Annotated in this window: 21 protein-coding genes; 11 read left to right on the forward strand and 10 right to left on the reverse strand. The window is 73.4% G+C overall.

The window, feature by feature from the left end; all coding sequences use genetic code 11:
* Positions 1-55 precede the first annotated feature (55 nt).
* Positions 56-868, forward strand: a complete 813-nt coding sequence (locus tag KGD84_RS25905) for an alpha/beta fold hydrolase (RefSeq protein ID WP_220562964.1) — start codon at positions 56-58, stop codon at positions 866-868.
* Here KGD84_RS25905 and meaB read toward each other — a convergent pair.
* From meaB to KGD84_RS25920, 3 genes are all read right to left on the reverse strand, one after another.
* Entirely contained in the window at positions 865-1,809 is a 945-nt protein-coding gene (meaB, locus tag KGD84_RS25910) for a methylmalonyl Co-A mutase-associated GTPase MeaB (RefSeq protein WP_220562965.1), read from the reverse strand. The two genes, KGD84_RS25905 and meaB, sit on opposite strands and share 4 nt — an antisense overlap.
* Before the next feature lie 227 nt (positions 1,810-2,036).
* A complete protein-coding gene (locus tag KGD84_RS25915) occupies positions 2,037-3,224 on the reverse strand; it encodes an acetyl-CoA C-acetyltransferase (protein WP_220562966.1) in 1,188 nt (395 codons plus the stop codon).
* Between the two features lie 129 nt (positions 3,225-3,353).
* On the reverse strand, positions 3,354-4,586 hold the full coding sequence (locus tag KGD84_RS25920) for an RNA-guided endonuclease InsQ/TnpB family protein (protein WP_220562967.1): 1,233 nt from the start codon (positions 4,584-4,586) through the stop codon (positions 3,354-3,356).
* A gap of 99 nt (positions 4,587-4,685) precedes the next feature.
* Here KGD84_RS25920 and mce point away from each other — a divergent pair, with 99 nt between their 5' ends.
* Positions 4,686-5,144, forward strand: coding sequence for a methylmalonyl-CoA epimerase (gene mce / locus KGD84_RS25925; protein ID WP_220562968.1), 459 nt, complete (start codon positions 4,686-4,688; stop codon positions 5,142-5,144).
* A 444-nt stretch (positions 5,145-5,588) separates the two neighbouring features.
* Entirely contained in the window at positions 5,589-6,884 is a 1,296-nt protein-coding gene (locus tag KGD84_RS25930; RefSeq protein WP_220562969.1) for a DivIVA domain-containing protein, read from the forward strand.
* A gap of 81 nt (positions 6,885-6,965) precedes the next feature.
* Here the strand turns inward: KGD84_RS25930 and KGD84_RS25935 are convergent, their stop codons facing one another.
* From KGD84_RS25935 to KGD84_RS25945, 3 genes are all read right to left on the reverse strand, one after another.
* Positions 6,966-7,706, reverse strand: coding sequence for an alpha/beta hydrolase (locus KGD84_RS25935; RefSeq protein ID WP_220562970.1), 741 nt, complete (start codon positions 7,704-7,706; stop codon positions 6,966-6,968).
* Between the two features lie 34 nt (positions 7,707-7,740).
* On the reverse strand, positions 7,741-8,070 hold the full coding sequence (locus KGD84_RS25940; RefSeq protein WP_220562971.1) for an ATP/GTP-binding protein: 330 nt from the start codon (positions 8,068-8,070) through the stop codon (positions 7,741-7,743).
* 80 nt (positions 8,071-8,150) lie between these two features.
* Positions 8,151-9,362: a 3-hydroxyacyl-CoA dehydrogenase gene (locus tag KGD84_RS25945; RefSeq protein ID WP_220562972.1), complete on the reverse strand. Its 1,212-nt coding sequence runs from the start codon at positions 9,360-9,362 to the stop codon at positions 8,151-8,153.
* A 365-nt stretch (positions 9,363-9,727) separates the two neighbouring features.
* On the opposite strand from KGD84_RS25945, the gene nucS reads away from it, so the two are divergent.
* The 7 genes from nucS to KGD84_RS25980 all read left to right on the forward strand — a co-directional run bounded on the left by nucS (position 9,728) and on the right by KGD84_RS25980 (position 16,631).
* Positions 9,728-10,405 carry an endonuclease NucS gene (gene nucS, locus KGD84_RS25950; protein ID WP_220562973.1) on the forward strand — a complete coding sequence of 226 codons (678 nt, stop codon included), beginning with the start codon at positions 9,728-9,730 and terminating at the stop codon, positions 10,403-10,405.
* Between the two features lie 81 nt (positions 10,406-10,486).
* The gene (locus tag KGD84_RS25955) at positions 10,487-11,380 is read left to right on the forward strand and encodes an ABC transporter ATP-binding protein (protein WP_220562974.1); all 894 of its coding nucleotides are present in this window, start codon (positions 10,487-10,489) and stop codon (positions 11,378-11,380) included.
* Positions 11,377-12,201, forward strand: a complete 825-nt coding sequence (locus KGD84_RS25960; protein ID WP_220562975.1) for an ABC transporter permease — start codon at positions 11,377-11,379, stop codon at positions 12,199-12,201. Before KGD84_RS25955 ends, KGD84_RS25960 begins: the two co-directional genes overlap by 4 nt.
* Positions 12,198-13,436 (forward strand): sensor histidine kinase, encoded by a 1,239-nt coding sequence (locus KGD84_RS25965; protein WP_255646813.1) that lies wholly within the window; start codon positions 12,198-12,200, stop codon positions 13,434-13,436. The genes KGD84_RS25960 and KGD84_RS25965 overlap by 4 nt, the downstream gene beginning before the upstream one ends.
* Positions 13,433-14,068: a response regulator transcription factor gene (locus tag KGD84_RS25970; protein WP_220562977.1), complete on the forward strand. Its 636-nt coding sequence runs from the start codon at positions 13,433-13,435 to the stop codon at positions 14,066-14,068. The genes KGD84_RS25965 and KGD84_RS25970 overlap by 4 nt, the downstream gene beginning before the upstream one ends.
* A gap of 74 nt (positions 14,069-14,142) precedes the next feature.
* The gene (locus tag KGD84_RS25975; protein ID WP_220562978.1) at positions 14,143-14,820 is read left to right on the forward strand and encodes a DUF1707 SHOCT-like domain-containing protein; all 678 of its coding nucleotides are present in this window, start codon (positions 14,143-14,145) and stop codon (positions 14,818-14,820) included.
* Positions 14,821-15,101: 281 nt separating this feature from the next.
* Complete coding sequence (locus KGD84_RS25980) at positions 15,102-16,631, forward strand: M28 family peptidase (protein WP_220565321.1); 1,530 nt, start codon at positions 15,102-15,104, stop codon at positions 16,629-16,631.
* Between the two features lie 363 nt (positions 16,632-16,994).
* Here KGD84_RS25980 and KGD84_RS25985 read toward each other — a convergent pair whose 3' ends face one another.
* A complete protein-coding gene (locus KGD84_RS25985; protein WP_220562979.1) occupies positions 16,995-17,633 on the reverse strand; it encodes a class I SAM-dependent DNA methyltransferase in 639 nt (212 codons plus the stop codon).
* Between the two features lie 63 nt (positions 17,634-17,696).
* Between KGD84_RS25985 and KGD84_RS25990 the strand changes: the two genes are divergently transcribed.
* Positions 17,697-18,293 carry a cob(I)yrinic acid a,c-diamide adenosyltransferase gene (locus KGD84_RS25990; protein WP_220562980.1) on the forward strand — a complete coding sequence of 199 codons (597 nt, stop codon included), beginning with the start codon at positions 17,697-17,699 and terminating at the stop codon, positions 18,291-18,293.
* 277 nt (positions 18,294-18,570) lie between these two features.
* Here the strand turns inward: KGD84_RS25990 and KGD84_RS25995 are convergent, their stop codons facing one another.
* The 3 genes from KGD84_RS25995 to KGD84_RS26005 form a co-directional block, all read right to left on the reverse strand.
* Complete coding sequence (locus tag KGD84_RS25995) at positions 18,571-19,086, reverse strand: hypothetical protein (protein ID WP_220562981.1); 516 nt, start codon at positions 19,084-19,086, stop codon at positions 18,571-18,573.
* Between the two features lie 67 nt (positions 19,087-19,153).
* Positions 19,154-19,606: a DUF2550 domain-containing protein gene (locus KGD84_RS26000; protein WP_220562982.1), complete on the reverse strand. Its 453-nt coding sequence runs from the start codon at positions 19,604-19,606 to the stop codon at positions 19,154-19,156.
* A 17-nt stretch (positions 19,607-19,623) separates the two neighbouring features.
* A complete protein-coding gene (locus KGD84_RS26005; protein ID WP_220562983.1) occupies positions 19,624-20,013 on the reverse strand; it encodes a F0F1 ATP synthase subunit epsilon in 390 nt (129 codons plus the stop codon).
* Positions 20,014-20,041: the final 28 nt, after the last annotated feature.

Consider the following 20,041-nt stretch of genomic DNA (forward strand, 5'->3'; position numbering starts at 1 on the left):
ATTTCCGCGGGGCCGCCGGGTCGGTACCGGTGAGACCCGAACGAGAGGAACCGCGATGCCCGAGCAGCACACCGTGAAGACCGCCGACGGCACCCTGTACTACGAGGTCCGCGGCAGCGGCCCCGTGCTCGTCCTGAGCGGGGCGCCCATGTCGGCGCGCGAGTTCGCCCCGGTCGCCGACCTCCTGGCCGCCGAGCGGACCGTGGTGACCCACGACCCGCGCGGCATCGGCCGCAGCCCCCTGGACGACCCCCGGCAGGACTCCACGCCCCGGCTGCGCGCCGACGACCTGGTCGCCCTACTGGACGCGCTGGACGCGGAGAAGGCCGACGCCCTGGGCTCCAGCGGCGGGGCGGTGACCGTGCTCGCCGCGGCAGAGCACCACCCGGACCGGTTCGGCACCGTCGTCGCGCACGAGCCGCCGCTCCTGGAACTGCTGCCCGACGCCACCGCGCAGCGCGAGGCCACCGAGGCGATCATCGGGACCTACCACCGGGACGGGATGGGGGCCGCGTTCGCGGCGTTCATGGCCAACGCCGGGTTCCCGGTGCCCGAGGAGGACGGGGAGGGGCAGGGCGGCCCGGAGCGGGAGCCCGGCGAGCAGGACGTCGCGGACGCTCACCGCTTCTTCGTCCACGAACTGCGGGGCACCACCCGTCACGTGCCCGACACCGACGCCCTGCGCGCCGGCCCGGTGCGGGTCGTGGTCGGGCTCGGCGCCGAGTCCGGGACCCTGCTCACCGACCGGACCTCCCGGGAGCTGGCGAAGCGCCTGGGCGAGGACCCGGTGGTGTTCCCCGGCGGCCACGGCGGGTTCGCCGACGACCCCGCGGGCTTCGCCGCCGTCCTGCTGCGGACACTCGCCTAGGCGTCCAGTTCCTTGAGGACCAGGTCGGCGGCGGCGTAGGGGTCGCGGCGCCCCTCGGCGACGTCGCGGGCCGCGGACTCCAGGGCGCCGCCGTCGCCCACGCCGATCCGGGAGCGCAGCAGGTCCAGCACGATGGCCTGCACCTCCTCGCGAGCCCGGCGGCGGCGGCGCTCGGCGAGCCCCCCGCCGGACTCCAGGTGCGCGAAGTGCGCGTCCAGCCGCTCCCACAGCTCGTCCACACCCTCGTCGTGCACGGCGACCATCATGACGATCGGCGGCTTCCACTCGTCGTCGGCGCGGTCCTTCATCGCGACCATCTGGCGCAGCTCGCGCAGGGTGGACTTGGCGCCCTCCCGGTCGGCCTTGTTGACCGCGAACACGTCGGCGACCTCCAGCACGCCCGCCTTGGCGGCCTGCACGGAGTCGCCCATGCCGGGAGCGCACAGCACCACGGTGGTGTCGGCCTGCCCGGCGATCTCCACCTCGGCCTGGCCGACGCCGACGGTCTCCACCAGCACCACGTCGAACCCGGCGGCGTCCAGCACCCGCAGGGCGTGCGGGGCGGCCCAGGACAGGCCGCCCAGGTGGCCCCGGTTGGCCATGGACCGGATGTACACGCCCGGGTCGGTGGCGTGCTCCTGCATGCGGACCCGGTCCCCCAGCAGAGCCCCGCCGGTGAACGGGGACGAGGGGTCCACCGCCAGCACGGCCACGCTCAGGCCGCGGGCCCGGGCGGCGCGCACCACCGCGTTGGTGGTCGTGGACTTGCCCACGCCGGGCGACCCGGTGAACCCGATGATCCGGGCGCGGCCGGTGTGCGGGGCCAGCCCCGCCATGATCTCGCGCAGTTCCGGGGAGCCGTTCTCCACCAGGGTGATCGCGCGGGCCAGGGCCCGGCGGTCGCCCCGCAGCAGCTTCTCGACCAGTCGGGGGGTGTCCATGCGGCTCCTTCCATACGCAGCCGTCCGCGCGGCGGCGGGGCGGCGGCTCGTGACCGCCGCCCCGCCGCTCCAGGTGCGTCGTGACTCCGTGCGGGGCCCGGTCGGCCCCGGGGACACGGTGGGGAATGACTAGTTTCTGCGAGGAACCCCCGCAGGCCGGGACCGACGCGCGCGCACGGCACGGGGTTCTCCCGGCGTGCGGCGCCGTTCCGGCGGCGGACCGCGTGCTACTCGGCGGGCACCGAGAACAGCAGCGCGTCGCCCTGGCCGCCGCCGCCGCACAGCGCGGCCGCGCCCAGCCCGCCGCCGCGGCGGCGCAGCTCGTGGACCAGGTGCAGGGCGATCCGGGCGCCGGAGGCGCCGATCGGGTGGCCCAGGGCGATGGCGCCGCCGTTGACGTTGACGATGTCGGCGGACACGCCCAGGTCCTTCATGGACTGGATGCCGACCGCGGCGAAGGCCTCGTTGATCTCGATGAGGTCGAGGTCGGCGACCTCCCGGCCCGCCTTGCGCAGCGCGTGCGCGATCGCGTTGGAGGGCTGGGAGTGCAGGGAGTTGTCGGGACCGGCGACGTTGCCGTGCGCGCCGATCTCGGCGAGGACCGTCAGGCCCAGCTCCTCGGCCTTGGCCCGGCTCATCACCACGACGGCGGCGGCGCCGTCGGAGATCTGCGAGGAGGACCCGGCGGTGATGGTGCCGTCGCGGTCGAAGGCCGGGCGCAGCCGGCCCAGGCTCTCGGCGGTGGTGTCGGGGCGGACGCCCTCGTCGTGGGAGAAGACGACCGGGTCGCCCTTGCGCTGCGGGATCTCCACCGGGACGATCTCCGCGTCGAAGAGGCCCTTCTCGGCGGCCGCGGCGGCGCGCTGGTGCGACCGGGCGGCGAACTCGTCCTGCTCCTCGCGGGTGATGCCGAGCTTGCCGTTGTGCCGCTCGGTGGAGGCGCCCATGGAGTCGCCCTCGAAGGCGTCGGTGAGGCCGTCGTGCGCGGTGGCGTCCAGGACCTCGATGGAGCCGTACTTGTACCCGTGGCGGGACTTGGGCAGCAGGTGCGGGGCGTTGGTCATGGACTCCATGCCGCCCGCTACCACGACGTCGAACTCGCCCGCGGCGATGAGCTGGTCGGCCAGGGCGATGGCGTCCAGGCCCGACAGGCACACCTTGTTGACGGTGAGCGAGGGGACGTTCATGGGGATCCCGGCCTTGACGGCCGCCTGGCGGGAGGGGATCTGGCCGGCGCCGGCCTGGAGCACCTGGCCCATGACCACGTACTCGACCTGGTCGCCGTTGATCCCGGCGCTGTCGAGCGCGCCCTTGATCGCGAAGCCGCCCAGGTCGACGGCGGAGAACCCGGCGAGGGAGCCGAGGAGTCGTCCGGTGGGGGTGCGAGCCCCACCGACGATGACGGAACCGGGCATGGTAACTGGCCTCCAAGTGATCGGTGACGCACCTGGTCTGCAACGATACCCACACAGCCGTTGGCCGCAGCCGAGAGGTTCACACGTTGGCTTCTTCCCGGTCGTGAGCGGCCGGGATCACGGAACCACCTACCGGTGGTCCGGGGCGTTCGCCCCGTCGCGGGTCGCCCCGCGGCCTTCCTGCTTCGACGCCGACAGCCCCGTCCGGGAAGGCTCCCGTCGGGGTCTCACACCGGCTCCACAGGCGGACACCGCCAGCCCGGCGGCCCTGAGGTTGTTCGCCGCGTTCACATCGCGGTCGTGCACCGCCCCGCACCGGGGACAGGTCCACACGCGTACGTCCAGCGGCAGCCGCTCGTGCACGTGCCCGCACCCGGGCACCGAGCACAGCCGGGTGGAGGGGAAGAACCGGTCCACCACCACCAGCTCCCGCCCGTACCAGGCGGCTTTGTACTCCAGCATCGACCGCATGTCCGACCAGGCGGCATCGGAGATGGCGCGGGCCAGGCCGCGGTTCCTGACCATGGTGCGCACGGTCAGGTCCTCGATCACGACCACTTGGTTTTCGCGGACGAGACGAGTGGTGAGCTTGTGCAGGAAATCCTTCCGGCGGTCGGCGATCCGGGCGTGCACCCGCGCCACCCTGGTGCGGGCCCTGGCCTGGTTGGCCGACCCCGTCTGCTTGCGCGACAGCGCCCGCTGGGCCCTGGCGAGCCGGGCCCGGTCGGCCCGCTCGTGCCGGGGGTTGGTGACCTTCTCGCCCGTGGACAGGGTGACCAGCGAGGTGATCCCGGCGTCGACACCGACCGCATCATGTGGCGCCGGGGAGGATTCGACGGTGTCCTCGCACAGCAGTGACACGAACCAGCGGCCCACCGCATCACGCGACACCGTCACCGTGGACGGGGCCGCGCCCGCCGGGAGCGGACGCGACCAGACGATGGCCAACGGCTCGGACATCTTCGCCAGAGTGAGCTTCCCGTCGCGATAGCGGAACGCGCTGGAGGTGTACTCCGCGGAGGCGCGGGACTTCTTCCGCGACTTGAAGCGCGGGTAGCAGGCCCGTCCGGCGAAGAAGTGCGAGAACCCCTGCTGGAGGTGGCGCAGCGCCTGCTGGAGCGGAACGCTGGACACCTCGGCCAGGAAGGCGAGGTTCTCGGTCTTCTTCCAGCCGGTGAGCATCGCCGAGGTAGCGTTGTAGCCGATCCGTTCCCGGTTCTGGTACCAGGCCCGGGTGCGGGCTGCGAGGGCCTTGTTGTAGACCAGGCGGACACACCCGAACGTGCGCGACAGCTCCGCCGCCTGCGCACCGGTGGGGTAGAAGCGGTACTTGAACGCCCGCTTCACAGTCTTCCTCGCCATGCTTCACTTTTTAACAGCTTGTTCGTGGATACCCGACCGGAAGGAGAAGGGTGTTCCCTCCCGGTCCCGGAGGACCGGGCCTCCGCACCCGACAACCTGATGAGCAACGCCCCTGATCGCGCCGTCCCCTTCTCCGGTCTCACCCGTCTGGACCACGTCGGCATCGCCTGCCGCGACCTGGACGCCGCGGTCGAGTTCTACCGGTCGACCTACGGTTTCGAGGTGGAGCACGAGGAGGTCAACGAGGAGCAGGGGGTGCGCGAGGCGATGCTCCGGATCAACGGCACGGACGACGGCGGCGCCACGTATCTGCAACTGCTGGAACCGACCCGTCCCGACTCCCCGGTGGGGAAGTTCCTCGAACGCAACGGGGAGGGCGTGCACCACATCGCGTTCGGGACCGGGGACGTGGCCGCCTCCGCGGCGGAGGTCGGCGGGAGGGGCGTGCGGGTCCTGGACGCCGCGCCCCGGCGGGGCACCGCCGGTTCGCAGATCGTGTTCCTGCACCCGAAGGACTGCGGGGGCGTGCTCACGGAACTGGTCCAGAGCACCCGCTGACACGGCCGTTCCCGGGACCTCTCGGACCTCTGACGTCACAGGGGCGTTCCGGACACATCACATCTTGTGCGTCGGTCGCGGAAGCCACCGCAAACCCCACCGGAAGTTACCCGAAACCCTCTTCCCAGGGGTTCCCCGCTTGATAAAGTCGGTTGGCCACCGGACGTGAATCTCCGGCTCGTCCGGTCCACGTCCTGCGTCCGGTGGACCGGGTCGGCCGCGCGCCACCGCAACCCTCGCGCCGCGGCGGGCCGGTACGCACGGAACGCACCGACGGCGTCGGCGATGGTCGAGAACCGGTCGCGACCCGCCGCGTCGGTCACACCCGCGTCCGCGGATCGGACCGGAGAGCACGCCCGTCCCCGGGGCCCCGACCACCGCCCGCCAACGCGGTCCCCGGCCGCTCACAAATAGCCGTCTCGCACCCGTTCAGGATTCCGCCACATGCCGTCAAACAACATCGACACCCAACTCAACAACATCTTCGACGAGGACAACACCCCGCCCGAGTTCGACGTGGTGTTGCGCGGCTACGACCGTACCCAGGTGACGGACTACCTGGACGGTCTGCGCAACGAGGTCAAGGCGGCCAACAAGCAGGTCGAGAAGTTCAAGGCCGAGCTCAACTCGAAGAACCGCCAGCTCCAGGAGCGCGAGCGCCCCACCTACGCCGGCCTGGGCTCGCGGATCGAGCAGCTGCTGCGCCTGGCCGAGGAGCAGGCCGGGGAGCTGGTCCAGAGCGCCCAGATCGACGCCAACGACATCCGTTCGGCCGCCAAGATCGAGGCCGCCGAGATGCGGGCCGCCGCCGAGTCCGAGGCCACCGAGGTGCGCACCCTCGCCCAGCGCGAGGCCGACGAGATGCGCCAGAGCGCCGAGGCCGAGGCCGAGGAGATCTCCACCAGCGCCCGCCGCCGGGCCGACGAGCTGTCCTCCACCACCGAGCGCGAGGTCCAGAAGAAGCGGGCCGCGGTCGACCACGAGATCGCCGAGAAGCGGGCGACCTTCGAGGGCGAGATCGCCAAGCTGCGCACCACCACCGAGCGCGAGTGCGCCCAGGCCCGCGCCGCCGCCAAGCGCGAGCGGGACGAGACGATCCAGGCCGCCAAGAGCCAGGCCGAGGAGCTGCGCAAGAACGCCGAGCGCGCCTACGCCGAGTCCGAGGCCCGCCGCACCGAGCTGGAGGACCAGTTCGAGCTGCAGCTGGCCGACCGGCGCGCCGAGGCCGAGCGCCAGGACGCCGAGCGCCTGGCCGCCGCGCAGGCCGCCACCCAGAAGATGGTCGCCGAGGCCGAGGAGCGCGCCGCCAGCGCCGACCACCACGCCAAGCAGGCCAGCCAGCAGGCCGAGCAGACCCGCCGCGACGCGGAGAACCACGCCAAGCAGCTGGTCGGCAACGCCAAGAAGAACGCCGCGCAGATCGAGGCGGAGGCCAAGTCCAAGGCCGAGCACATGGTCAGCGACGCCAAGGCCGAGGCCGACCGCGTCACGACGGCCGCCAAGAAGGAGGTCGACGAGCTCAACCGCCAGCGCGACAGCATCCAGTCGCACCTGCAGCAGCTGCGCCAGCTGCTCGGCGGCGGTGCCGCTCCGGTCGCCCCCGCGGCCCCGGCGCCCGCGCCCGTCGCGGCCCCGGCCCCCGCTCCCGCCATCGCCGAGGCCGCCCCGGCCGCCGAGGAGCCCAAGCAGCCGGCCCGTTCCGGCAAGGGCGCCGACGACGAGGACTGGTGGCAGGAGTAGCCGCCCCGCGGTCCCGGGACCGCGTCTGACAGGCCGAGGGCCCGCCTCCTTCCAGGAGGCGGGCCCTCGTTCGCGCGGGGCTCAGCGCGGTGTCTGGACGTCCTTCTCGTAGGGGCCGTCCCATTCGGTGGGCAGCGGGTACGCGGCGGGGTTGACCCGCAGGACGATCTCGTCCAGGACCCGGCGCACGTACGGTTCGCCCACCCACAGGTGCTTGGCGCCGTCGACACCGATCACCTCGGCCTGGGTGAGCGGCCCGAACCGCTCCCGCGCCTGCTCCGGGCGCAGGTAGTCGTCGTGCTCGGGGACGAGGACGACCACGGGCTTGCCGGTGGCGGCCCAGTTCTCCAGGTCCGCCTCGGTGGCCCGGTGCAGCGGCGGGGAGAGCAGCAGCGCGCCCGCGACCTGCGGGTCGGCGCCCCACTTCAGGGCCAGCTCGGTGCCGAACGACCAGCCCAGCAGCCACGGGTTCGGCAGCCCCTCGAACTCGGTGAACTCGATGGCGGCCAGCACGTCGTGCCGCTCGGTCTCGCCCTCCCCGAACTCGCCCTGGCTGGTGCCGTGGCGGGAGGTGGTGCCGCGCGTGTTGAAGCGCAGCACCGCGACGTTCGCCAGCGCGGGCAGCCGGAACGACGCCTTGCGCAGGACGTGGCTGTCCATCATTCCCTCGGCGGTGGGCAGCGGGTGCAGGCACACCAGGGTCGCGACCGGGTCGCCGCCCTCGGGCAGGGCCAGCTCGCCGACCAGCTCCAGGCCGTCGGCGGTGTGCAGGGTGATGGGGCGGCGCACGGCGGGCAGCACCGTGGTGGCTCGGATCTCCATGGCTCCTCTGTCCGGGTTCTCGGCGGGGCGGGGCTCAGTAGCGGGGGGCGCGGGGGGCCCGCTGGGAGCGCCGCTCCCAGCAGGAGGAGTGCCAGTGCCGCCGGTCCTCGCCGTCGCCGTAGGGGCGCCAGGCGACGACGTGCGGCATGCCGGCGGGGATCTCCTGGGCGCAGCCGGGGCAGCGGTAGGCCTTCACCGCGGCGGACCCGGGGATGCGGCGCGTCACCCACTCGCCGTCGGGGCCGGTCTCCCGGCGCTGGCCGCCGGTGATCCGCAGCATGAGGGCGTCCTCGTCCGGGGGGCCGCCGGGGGCGCGGCCGCCGCGCGAGGACTGACGGCGGGAGGAGTTGCGACGCGGGCTCACCCATCCAGGGTAGGAGAGGAAGGACAGTGGCCGCCGCCACAGGGGTGCTGCGGCGACGGCCACCGGGGTCCTCGGGGGTGTCAGGCGTGGCAGGCGCAGCCGCCGTGGCCCTCCTCCTCCGGGGTGTCGGGCAGCTGGTCCATGAGCAGCGACGCGGGCACGGCGATGGTGGTCAGCCCGTACTCGCCCATGGCGACCAGGGTGGTGACCACGGCCTCGGCGCCGCGCTCGGCGAGCAGCTCGGTCGGGCCCTTGGGGTAGCCGCAGCCGAAGCGCATCGCGGTGTCGACGTCCTCGGCGGTGGCGTAGCCGTCGCCGATCATCCGCAGGGCGTCGTCGATCTGCGGGGCGATGAGCAGCTCGCCCAGGTCGAGGGTCTCCTCCTCGCGGATCATCTCGGCGTAGCGGCCGGTGGGCAGCGGCTCGGGGGCCTCGTCGCGGCCCGCGTAGAAGCCCCGGCCGGCCTTGCGGCCGTAGTGGCCGGCGGCGACCATGCGGCGCAGCAGCGGGGCGGCGGCGTAGCGGGGGTCGCGGTACTCGTCCCACAGCACGTCCATGACGGCCAGGCAGACGTCGATGCCGACCAGGTCGGCCAGGGCCAGCGGGCCCATGGGCAGCCCGGCGGCCTTCTTGACCGACTCGTCGATCTCCTCGCGGGTGGCGACCTTGCGCTCGTAGAGGCGGACCGCGTCGTTGATGTAGGGCACCAGCAGCGCGTTGGCGACGAACCCGGCGCGGTCCCCGACCGTGATGGGGGTCTTGCCGATGCGCTTGGCGACCTCGGTGACGACGTCGACGGTCTCGGCGGAGGTGGCGACCGTGGTGATGACCTCGGCCAGCTTCATGACGGGGGCCGGGTTGAAGAAGTGCAGCCCGACGACCTTCTCCGGGCGCCCGGTCAGGGCCGCGATCTCCGTGACCGACAGCGAGGAGGTGTTGGTCGCCAGGATCGTCTCGCTCCTGCAGATCCGGTCCAGGTCGCCGAAGACGTCGCGCTTGAGGTCCATCCGCTCGGGGACGGCCTCCACGACCAGGTCCGCGTCCGCCAGGTCCTCGCGGGACGTGGTGAACGTCAGCCGCTGCTCGATCGCGGAGCGCTCCTCCTCGGTGAGCTTGCCCTTGGCGACGGCGCGCCCGAGGGACCTGTCCAGGTGGCCGCGGCCGCGGTCGAGGGCGGCCTGGTCGATCTCGACCCCGATGACGTTGAAACCGGCCCGGGCGAACACCTCGGCGATGCCCGCGCCCATCGTGCCGAGTCCGACGACACCGACCTTCTTGAATTCCTGCACCATGAGGCCAAGCCTAGACGGCTCGCGGACCCCGGCGGCCCCCGGGACCCCCCTGCCCGTACTCGCGGGTAACACGAGTGGCGCGATGTCGGGAAATGCCCGGCGGGGCCGCCGCCCTCTCCTCGGCGGCGACCCTTCCCATCCCTCCCGGCCGGGCCGGGGCCCCGCGCGGCCCGTCCTGGCGGGCCGTCCCCCGGCCCGCACCGCGCGCTCTCTGGAGAGGTTAGGCTCCCGGCCCCGCCGCGGTCACGGGGCGTGAGGGCCACAAAGTCCTTGCCCGGGCGGTGCCCCCACCTGTCCCGGCGGGTCGTCCCCCGTTCCGGCGTTCGCGCACCGGGCACGCCGCGGAGGCGGTAACGTGACGTTTCGTGCGTCTCGTCATCGCCCGGTGCAGCGTCGACTACGTCGGCCGGCTCACCGCCCACCTGCCCATGGCCCCGCGGCTCGTCCTCATCAAGGCCGACGGGAGCGTGTCCATCCATGCCGACGACCGGGCCTTCAAACCCCTCAACTGGATGAACCCCCCGTGCAAGCTGCGCGAGGAGACCGTCGAGGACGGCCCCGACGTCTGGACCGTCACCCACGGCAAGTCCGGGGAGAAGCTGGTCCTGACCGTGGAGGAGGTCCTGCACGACTCCTCCCACGAGCTCGGCAAGGACCCCGGCCTCCAGAAGGACGGTGTGGAGGCCCACCTCCAGGAGCTGCTGGCCGAGCACATCACCACCCTCGGCGAGGGCTACACCCTCATCCGCCGCGAGTACCCGACCGCGATCGGCCCGGTCGACATCCTGTGCCGGGACGGGGAGAACCACACGGTGGCCGTGGAGCTGAAGCGGCGCGGCGACATCGACGGCGTCGAGCAGCTCACCCGCTACCTGGAGCTGCTCAACCGCGACCCCGTGCTGGCCCCGGTGAAGGGCGTCTTCGCCGCCCAGGAGATCAAGCCGCAGGCGCGGGTGCTGGCCGAGGACCGCGGCATCGCCTGCGTGGTCCTGGACTACGACGAGCTGCGCGGCATCGAGCCGGACGTCCTGCGCCTGTTCTGACGGGTGTCCTCCGACCGGAGGACACCGGACCGCCCGGTCGCCCGATACCGCCGGGGCCCGCCGCGCGCGAGGCTCGGTGGTATGAGCACAGCGGTGATCGAGGCCTCGGGCCTCCTCAAGAAGTACGGCGACCACGCCGCCGTCGCGGGGGTGGACCTGTCGGTCCCCCGCGGCGAGGTCTTCTCCGTCCTGGGCCCCAACGGCGCGGGCAAGTCCACCACCGTCGAGATCCTGGAGGGCTTCCGCCGCCGCGACGGCGGCACCGTCCGGGTGCTCGGCGCCGACCCCCAGAGCGCGGGCAGGGCCTGGCGGGCGCGGATCGGCATCGTGTGGCAGCAGGAGACCCTGCTGCCCAAGATCCCGGTGCGCGAGGTCCTGCGGCACTTCGCCGGCCACTACCCCGCCCCGCACAACGTCGACGCGACCCTGGAGCTGGTCGGCCTGGCGGAGAAGGCCCGCGCGCTGCCCGAGTCGCTGTCCGGCGGCCAGCGGCGCCGCCTGGACGTGGCCCTGGGCATCATCGGCGGGCCCGAGCTCCTCTTCCTCGACGAGCCCACCACCGGTTTCGACCCCCGGGCGCGACGCGACTTCTGGGCCCTGATCGGGAACCTGGCCGAGCAGGGCACCACCATCCTCCTCACCACGCACTACCTGGAGGAGGCCGAGGCCCTCGCCGACCGGGTCTGCGTCATGGCCCGGGGGCGGGTCCGCGCCCTGGGCTCCCCCGACACCCTGGGCGGGCGGGCCACCGCGCAGGCCACCGTGAGCTGGTCGCAGGACGGGGTGCGGCGCGAGGTCCTCACCGACGAGCCCACCCGTGTCGTCGCCGACCTGGCCGCGGGCTTCACCGGGGAGATCCCCGGGCTGCGCGTGCACCGCCCCACCCTGGAGGAGGTCTACCTGGGGCTGATCGAGGACACGGTGGAGACCGAGGACGCCGGCGACGGCGGCGAGCGGACGGAGGCCCTGGCATGAACGGCACCACCATGGACGACGTCCGGCTGCCCGGCACGCTCCGCGTGGGGCTGTCCCGGGGGTGGCTGGAGATCCGGTCCTTCAGCCGGGAGTGGGAGAGCGTGATCTTCACGTTCGCCCTGCCCGCGCTGATCCTGTCGATGTTCGCGCTGATCTTCGACGGGCTGTTCGACCTCGGCATGCCCGCCGTCGACTACTACCTGCCCGGCCTGTTCGCCATGGGCCTGATGTCGGTCAGCTTCCAGACCCTGGGCGCGGGGATCGCCACCGAACGCGACCAGGGCGGGCTGCGGAGGCTGCGCGGCACCCCGATGCCGCCCGCCGCCTACTTCCTGGGCAAGACCCTGCTGGTGTTCTTCCTCGCCCTGGGCCAGGCCGTCCTGCTGCTCGGCGTATCCGCGCTGGTCTTCGGCGCCTCCCTGCCCGACAACGCCTCCGACTGGTTCACCGTGGCCTGGGTGCTCGTCCTGGGCACGGTCGCCTGCTCCCTGCTGGGCATCGCGGTCAGCTCGCTGGCCCGCACCGCCCAGGCGGCGTCCACCATCGTGGTGGTGCCGTTCCTGGCCCTGCAGTTCACCTCGGGGGTGTTCGTACCGGTGACGGTGCTGCCCGACGGCGTGCTGGCGGTCGCCTCGCTGTTCCCGCTGCTGTGGATGGCGCAGGGCATGCGGGCCGCCCTGTACCCGGACGCGATGGCCGCGTTCGAACCCTCCGGGGCATGGGACCTGCACCTGGTGGCGCTGGCCCTGGGCGCCTGGTGTGTGGTGGGCTTGGTGCTGGTACTGCTGACGTTCCGGTGGAAGACGCGGAAGGACGGGTGAGCGCCGTGGCGGCTCGTGCTCCGGAGCAGGACGCGGCGGCGGAGCCCGTGGTCGCCGAGCGCCACGCCTGGGAGCTCAGCGGCGCCTGGTACGCGTACGTGACGGTGGCGCTCGCGATCTCCGCGGCGACGGCGGTGGTCTCCGAACCCGGGCCGCCCACCTGGACCGCCGCCGCGCTGCTGGCGGCCACCGCCGTGCTGTACCTGGCCGTGGGCCGGCGCCTGTACGACGCCGACGAGCACGCCACCGCCCCGGCCCTCGCCTTCACGGCGGCGGTGGCGGCCATGGTGACCGTCGCGGTGACCCTGGCCCCGGCGGCGACCTTCTGCCTGTTCGCCGTGGCCCCCGTGTGCTTCATGTCGGGCGGGTCGGTGTTCGGGACGGCGGCGGTCGGGGTCATCATGTTCGTCCCCACCGGCGTCCGCCTCCTCCTGGACGGGACGGAACCGGTCCCGGCACTGGTGGGCGTCGGCGTCAACCTGGTCATCCTGGGCTTCGCCCTGTGGTTCGGCCGCTGGTTCGAGAGGGTGATCGAGGAGAGCTACGAGCGCTCCCTGCTCATCCGCCAACTGCGGGAGAGCAGGGCCGAGGCCGCCCGGCTGTCGGAGGAGACCGGGGCCCTGGCCGAGCGCGAGCGCCTGGCCCGGGAGGTGCACGACACCCTCGCCCAGGGGTTCACCAGCATCGTCACCCTCGCCCAGGCCGTGGAGTCGGAACTGGACACCGACCCCGCCCTGGCCCGCCGCCACCTGGCGCTGATGCGGGAGACCGCGGCGGAGAACCTCGCCGAGGCGCGCGCCATGGTCGCCGCCCGCCGCCCCGTCCCCCTGGGCGAGGACACCCTGGAGGCGGCGCTGGAGCGCATCGGGGCGCGGCTGGGCACCGAGCTGGGCGTACCCGTCTCCGTGGTGGTCGAGGGCACCCCGCGGGAGCTGCCCGGCGACCTCCAGGTGTGCCTGCTGCGCACGGCCCAGGAGGCGCTGGCCAACGTGCGCAAGCACGCGGCGGCCGACCGGGTGGCGCTCACCCTGGCCCACACCGACGTGGGCACCCGGCTCACCGTCACCGACGACGGGCGCGGCTTCGACCCCGCGTCCCCGTCCGCGGGCAACGGCCTGCCGGGCATGCTCCACCGGGCGCGCGCCGTCGGCGGCACACTGGACGTCGACAGCGCGCCCGGCCGGGGCACCACCGTCCGCCTGACCCTGCCCGAACCGGAGGAGGAGACCCCGTGATCCGCGTCCTGCTGGTCGACGACCACCCGGTGGTCCGCGAGGGCATCCGGGGCATGCTCTCCGCCGAGGCCGACCTCGACATCGTCGGTGACGCCGCCTCCGGCCCCGAGGCCCTGGCCCGGGTCGCCGAGCTGTCCCCCGACGTGGTCCTGATGGACCTGCGCATGCCGGGCGGGGACGGGGTCGCGGCCACCGAGCGCATCACCGCGGACCACCCCGGGACGAACGTCCTGGTCCTGACCACCTACGACACCGACACCGACATCCTGCGCGCGGTGGAGGCCGGGGCCACCGGCTACCTGCTCAAGGACACCCCGCGCGCGGAGCTGGCGGAGGCGGTGCGCGCGGCCGCGCGCGGCGAGACGGTGCTGACCGGGCGGCTGGCGGGCAAGCTCGTCACCGGGATGCGCAACCGCTCCGCCCCCGCCGGCCCGGCGCTGTCCCCGCGCGAGGTCGAGGTGCTGCGCCTGGCCGCCGAGGGCGCGACCAACGCGGCGATCGGCCGCGCCCTGCACATCAGCCCGACCACGGTCAAGACGCACCTGATGCGCGTGTACGAGAAACTGGGAGTAGGGGACCGTACGGCGGCCGTCAGCCGGGCGATCCGCCAGGGGCTGCTGCCCGGGTCCTGAGGTCCCGGGAACCGGGGTCGGCTCGGGGTTCCTCCCTGATGTGCGGGAGGGTGTCGCGCCGGAAGAATCGGAATATGGTGGAGACGATGAGCGAGATCACACCCCCCGACCCAGGTCGGATGCGCGCCTCCGACGCCGACCGCGACGCGGTGGCGCACCGACTCCAGGAGGCCTTCGCCGAGGGCCGCCTGGACCCCGACGAGCACAGCGAGCGCCTGGACGCGGTCTACCGCGCCAAGACCCTCGGCGAGCTCGTCCCCCTCACCGAGGACCTGCCCGCCGCCCCCGGGCCGGCGGCCGCCCCCGCCGCGCCCGGCGGCTTCCGCTCCCCGCGGCCGGTCTACGGCGCGGACCGGGTCGTCGACCAGGCGCCGACCAGCCACAGCGCGATCGCCGTCATGGGCGGCGCCGACCGCTCCGGCAACTGGGTCCTCCCGGAGAACTTCTTCTCCTTCGCGCTGATGGGCGGCATCGAGCTGGACCTGCGCGAGGCCCGGTTCACGGCACGGGAGACCACCATCTGGACCACCGCGGTCATGGGCGGGATCGGCATCATCGTGCCCGACGACATCCAGGTCCGCGTGCACGGCCTGCCCATCATGGGCGGTTTCGGCGTGGAGGAGGGGACCCCGAGCGTGCTGGACCCCGGAACGCCGGTCGTGCACATCCGCGGCCTGGCCGTCATGGGCGGGGTGGGCATCGAGTACCGCAAGCGCAAGCACCAGAAGAGGCAGGACGAGATCGAGGAGTGAGGCCGGGCGCGGGGACCGCGCCCGGTTGGACGTTCGAGCCTCACAAAGCAGACAATCCAACCACAGTGATCACGGAAACGTAAGTCCTGTGGCTGATTGTGGCAACCTCCCGGGGGACGCTTGCCCTGGGCGGGCGAACAGTGACAGTGTGCAGCGACGACTCGCCCACCCCGGGTGTCCATCCCCCGACACGGCGGTGGACTCCCCCGTACACCGGAGGAACATCGTTGAGCACACCCCACAGACGACGGGCCGCGGTCGCCGGTTTCACCGCCCTCGTCATGGCCGCGGGCGTCGTCGCGGCCTCCCCCGCGCACGCCGAGCCCGAGTCGCAGGCGCGCGGCGGTGAGGAGGCCGAGCCGCCGGAGTGGCTGCGCCGCCCGGTCCGCCCCGAGAAGCCGTCCCGCCCCAACATGCCGCAGGAGCCCGCGGCGCCTCCCCTGTCGGAGCTGGTGACCGCCGACGCCATCAGGGCGCACATGGAGAACCTGGACACGATCGCCGAGTACAACGGCGGCCACCGGGCCACGAACTCCCCCGGCTACGACGTCTCCGCCCTCTACGTCGAGGACCAGCTCGAGAGGGCGGGCTACGAGACCTACCGCCACGAGTACGACTACGAGCTGTGGCGCGAGCAGTCCGACCCGGTGCTGGCGCAGACCGCCCCGCAGGAGGTCGTCTACGAGGGCGGCACCGACTTCCTGACCATGTCGTACTCGGTCTCCGGTGACGTGACCGCGCCCGCGGTCGCCGTCGACGCGGGCGGCGCGGACAGCGGCTGCACCGCGGACGACTTCGCAGGCTTCCCCGAGGGCGCGATCGCGGTGACGGTGCGCGGCTCCTGCCCGTTCTCGGACAAGGTCGCCAACGCCGCCGCGGCGGGCGCGGCGGCCGCGCTGGTGGTCAACAACGCCGACGAGGTCTTCTCCGGGACCGTCGGCGAGACGTCCGCGATCCCGGCCGTGGGCGTCTCCGGCGCCGCGGGCGCCGCGCTGCTGGAGGCCGAGGGCCTGGAGCTGCGGGTCAAGGTCGACTCGACCGTGGTGCAGGAGTCCTCCTTCAGCGTGCTGGCGGAGACCCCGGGCGGCCGCGAGGACAACGTCGTGGTCGTCGGCGCGCACCTGGACGGCGTCGAGGACGGGCCGGCCATCAACGACAACGCCTCGGGCACGGCGTTCGTGCTGGAGACGGCGATCCGGCTGGCCTCCCAGGAGGCTCCGAAGAACAAGGTCCGGTTCGCCTTCTGGGGCACCGAGGAGGAGGGCCTGGTCGGTTCCACGGAGTACGTGGGGAGCCTGACCGACGGCGAGGTCGACGACATCGCCCTGTACCTGAACTTCGACATGATCGGCTCGCACAACTACGCCCGGTTCGTCCTGGACGGCCGGATGGAGCTGCCGGACTCGACGGGCGCGCCCTCGGGCTCGGGTGCGATCGCGAAGGTGTTCGAGGACTACTTCGCCTCCCAGGACCAGGTCAGCGGGCCCGGCGTACTGAGCGGCCGCAGCGACTACGCCCCGTTCATGGCGGCGGGCATCCCCTCGGGCGGCCTGTTCAGCGGCGCGGACGGGATCAAGACCGAGGAGCAGGTGGAGTGGTACGGCGGTACCGCGGGCGAGCAGTTCGACCCGTACTACCACACGGCCGACGACACCCTGGAGAACGTCAACTGGGACTCGGTGGCCGACCTGGCCGCGGCGGGCGCGCACGGCGTGGAGTTCCTCGCCGAGAGCACGCTGCCGGTCAACGGCGTGCTGAGCACCCGTGCAGCCGCGCAGTTCCCGCGCCTGGGCCACGACTGGGTCCTGTGATCCGGGCCAGGGCCCCGCGGGAGCGCCCGTGACCGCGGGCCGCCCGTAGAGCGTGTTCAGTGGATCATTCCGGGTCGCGGCCGCTCCCGGCATTCGGCGCGAGCGCCGGAACACTCGAAGGCATCCGCCGAACACGCCCTGGAGCAGGGAGGGGGCGGTGGGCGTGAACCCCCCGGTTTCACGCCCGCCGCCCCCTCGCGGTGTCTCCCCCTCCGTGCCCGCCCGAGCGGCCCCCCTCATGACTCCGTTCGGGTCGGCGCGGTGAACACCGCCACGGGACTACGATGAGTAGCGCCCTCACTCCATAAGGTATCAGTGAGCCAGATCACTTCTCACCCCCTGATGCCGAACAGTTATCCTCCGTCACTCCTGTTTGCGGAACAGCAGGTGGGCCTGGGGGAACCCGCGGCGCTCGTCCTCGCTCCCGGCGATGACGAGGCGGGCCACTTCCGCGAGCCCGGCCTCCCCCGCCAGCACCGACACGCCCTCCGGCGAGTAGCGGTGGGCGGGCGCCACCCGGTGGTCGAAGGGCTCGCAGAGCACCCCGGGGCCGTCGAGGGCCTGGAAGGCCAGCAGCAGGTACCCGCCCTCCCGGAGCATCCGGTGGAACCCGGCCAGCGTCACGGGCAGCCGCCCGGGCGGGTCGTGGATCACCGAGTAGTGGGCCAGGACCCCGGCCAGGGAGCCGGCCTCCGCCACCGGGCCGGCCAGGTCCCCCACCTCGAACCGCAGCCCCGGGTACGTCTCGCGGGCCAGGTCGACCATCCCCGGCGACAGGTCCACCCCGAACGCCTCCACCCCCAGCTCCCGCAGCCGCGCCGTCAGGTGCCCGGGCCCGCACCCGGCGTCGAGCACCGGGCCCCGGCCGCGGACCAGCTCCGCGAAGACCGGGAACAGCGCCCGGTCCAGCGGCCGGTCCTCCCCCCACCGGTCCACGAGGGCCGCGTACTCCCGGGCCACCGCCCCGTAGGCGTCCCCGACCGTCTTCTCCATCTCGCTCATGCCGCCCGACACTAGCCCCCTCCGCCCCGCGGCGGCGGGCGGTCCCCCCTCTAGGGTGGGGGCATGACTCAACGGGACACGGACAAGCCGGTCGTGCTGTCCAAGATCTACACGCGGACCGGGGACACCGGCACCACCGCGCTCGGCGACATGAGCCGGACCCGCAAGAACGACACCCGGATCGTCGGCTACGCGGACACCGAGGAGGCCAACGCCGCCATCGGGACCCTGCTCGCCCTGGGCGAGGTCCCCGACGACGTGCGGGCGCTGCTCTCCCGGGTCCAGAACGAGCTGTTCGACCTGGGGGCCGACCTGTCGACCCCGATCGTCCCGGACCCCGAGTACCCGCCGCTGCGCGTCCTGCCGGAGTACGTCACCCGGCTGGAGGAGGCCTGTGACGCCTACAACGCCGACCTGCCGACCCTGCGCAGCTTCATCCTCCCCGGCGGCTCCCCCACGGTCGCGCTGACGCACACCGCCCGGGTGGTGACCCGGCGGGCCGAGCGCAGCGTGTGGGCGGCGGTCGAGGAGCACGGCGACTCCGTCAACCCGCTCACCGCGCAGTACCTCAACCGCCTCTCGGACCTGCTGTTCATCCTGGGCCGGTACATGGCGCGGGAGGGCGACGAGGTCCTGTGGAAGCCCGGCGGCGAGCGCTGACCCCCGGGTCCCTGCACTAGAGGGCCCCGGCGGCGGAGGGCGCCGCGGACCCTCCGCGCACCGCGGGCCGTGCGGACCCTCGGAGGCGGCGGCCGGGGCGTGTTCGGCGGATGCCTTCGGGCGTTCCGGCGCTCGCGCCGAACGCCGGGAGCGGCCGCAAGGCGACCTCTCGCAGGACGGCCGGCACGGGTCGGCCCGGGGCCGGCCGTCCGAGCGCGGGCGGCGCAACGAGAGGCGGCCCCGCGGCCGCGACCCGGAACGGCCCGCCGAGCACGCCCTAGCAGGCAGGCGGGAACTCCTCGGGGTCGGCGTACTCCGCCTCCCCCTCGCCGGACACGCTCGCGTACAGGCCCTGCTCGGAGGCCAGGGCCCCGGTGGTGAAGCGCAGCACCGCGATGTCGTGCTCGGTCGCCTCGCCGGGCTCGGCCTCCGCGGTGCCCACCCCCAGCACGTACTCCTCCTCCGGGGAGTCCGGCCCCATCCGGTAGACCGGGCGGCCGTCGTCGCCGACGATGCTCCAGTCCTCGCCGGGGGCGGACAGGTCCACCTCCAGGGACCGGCCCTCGAATTCTCGGGTGGCCACCAGGTGTCTTCGCTGGGTCTCACCGAGCAGGTCGATCTGCCGGGGCGGCTCCTCGCCGCACCAGGTGACCATGACGACGGGGAACTTGTGCCCGGCCGTGAAGTGGCCGGTGGCGACCGCGGCGACGTGGCCGCCGGTCGGCTGGCAGGAGACGAGGAACGGGCTGAGAAGGGCGAGGGCGGTCAGGCCCCGCAACCGCGATACCACCATGGGAACGCATCCTGCCATCCCGGGCGGCGCACCGGGCGGCGGCGCACCGGGCGGGTGCCCGGCGGGGTCAGGTGTCCCACTCGGTCCCCGGGGGCAGCGACTCCACCCAGGACAGGAACCCGGTGAGGGTGGCGTCGTTCATCGCGATCTCCACCGCGGGCCGGTCCCCGCCGCCGGGCCAGGTCAGGCGCACGACGGTGGTGTCGGCGGGCAGCTGCTCGCCGGGCTCGGGGGGACGGCGCCCGGATACGACGAGACCGCGGCGCGACAGCTCTGCCGTCGGCCGCGGTCTGATCGAGAACGCGGGGAACCAGCCCAGGTCCAGCGAACCGTACCTGCACAGTCCGATCCGCCAGGCGCCCCGGCGTCCGCCCGCGCCCGGGAAGCGCAGATGGCACTCCACCGCTCCGCCGTGCCGCAGCAGGACCCGGCGGCGCAGGACGGCGGCGGCCACGAGGGCCGCCGCGCACAGGAGGAGGGCGGGGAACACCCACCGAAGCAGGTCCAGCGGCTGTTCCATGGGCCCCGTTCCGAAGGCTAGGAGGCGTCCTCGCCGGCGGCCCGCAGGCGGCTGCGGGCGCGTCCCAGGGCGGCGGTGTCGTCACCCTCGGTCGCGTTCTTCAGCGCCGTGCGGGCGCGTTCCACATCGATGTCCTCGGCGAGCTCGGCGGTCTCGGCGAGGATCGAGACCCGGCCCTCGCCCGACACCGAGATGAACCCGCCGTGGGCGGCGGCGCGGACCTCTCCGTTCTCCCGCGCGCCCAGCACGCGGACGACCGCGTCCTCGGCGAGCAGCGAGAGGACGGGGATGTGGTTCGGCTGGATACCGATCTCACCCTCGACGGTCTTCGCGATGACCATGTCGCCCTCGCCCGCCCACACCTCGTGCTCGGGCGAGACGATCTCGACGAAAAGCTTCTTCGACACTGCCTGAACTCCTCGGCCAGGGTTGGAT

The organism is Nocardiopsis changdeensis, assembly GCF_018316655.1.
Lineage (GTDB): Bacteria > Actinomycetota > Actinomycetes > Streptosporangiales > Streptosporangiaceae > Nocardiopsis > Nocardiopsis changdeensis.

Coding starts and splice junctions, on each gene's coding strand:
- KGD84_RS25905 (WP_220562964.1), top strand. CDS start 56: ATGCCCGAGCAGCACACCGTGAAGACCGCCGACGGCACCCTGTACTAC.
- meaB (WP_220562965.1), bottom strand. CDS start 1,809: ATGGACACCCCCCGACTGGTCGAGAAGCTGCTGCGGGGCGACCGCCGG.
- KGD84_RS25915 (WP_220562966.1), bottom strand. CDS start 3,224: ATGCCCGGTTCCGTCATCGTCGGTGGGGCTCGCACCCCCACCGGACGA.
- KGD84_RS25920 (WP_220562967.1), bottom strand. CDS start 4,586: ATGGCGAGGAAGACTGTGAAGCGGGCGTTCAAGTACCGCTTCTACCCC.
- mce (WP_220562968.1), top strand. CDS start 4,686: ATGAGCAACGCCCCTGATCGCGCCGTCCCCTTCTCCGGTCTCACCCGT.
- KGD84_RS25930 (WP_220562969.1), top strand. CDS start 5,589: ATGCCGTCAAACAACATCGACACCCAACTCAACAACATCTTCGACGAG.
- KGD84_RS25935 (WP_220562970.1), bottom strand. CDS start 7,706: ATGGAGATCCGAGCCACCACGGTGCTGCCCGCCGTGCGCCGCCCCATC.
- KGD84_RS25945 (WP_220562972.1), bottom strand. CDS start 9,362: ATGGTGCAGGAATTCAAGAAGGTCGGTGTCGTCGGACTCGGCACGATG.
- KGD84_RS25955 (WP_220562974.1), top strand. CDS start 10,487: ATGAGCACAGCGGTGATCGAGGCCTCGGGCCTCCTCAAGAAGTACGGC.
- KGD84_RS25960 (WP_220562975.1), top strand. CDS start 11,377: ATGAACGGCACCACCATGGACGACGTCCGGCTGCCCGGCACGCTCCGC.
- KGD84_RS25975 (WP_220562978.1), top strand. CDS start 14,143: ATGGTGGAGACGATGAGCGAGATCACACCCCCCGACCCAGGTCGGATG.
- KGD84_RS25980 (WP_220565321.1), top strand. CDS start 15,102: ATGGCCGCGGGCGTCGTCGCGGCCTCCCCCGCGCACGCCGAGCCCGAG.
- KGD84_RS25985 (WP_220562979.1), bottom strand. CDS start 17,633: ATGAGCGAGATGGAGAAGACGGTCGGGGACGCCTACGGGGCGGTGGCC.
- KGD84_RS25990 (WP_220562980.1), top strand. CDS start 17,697: ATGACTCAACGGGACACGGACAAGCCGGTCGTGCTGTCCAAGATCTAC.
- KGD84_RS25995 (WP_220562981.1), bottom strand. CDS start 19,086: ATGGTGGTATCGCGGTTGCGGGGCCTGACCGCCCTCGCCCTTCTCAGC.
- KGD84_RS26000 (WP_220562982.1), bottom strand. CDS start 19,606: ATGGAACAGCCGCTGGACCTGCTTCGGTGGGTGTTCCCCGCCCTCCTC.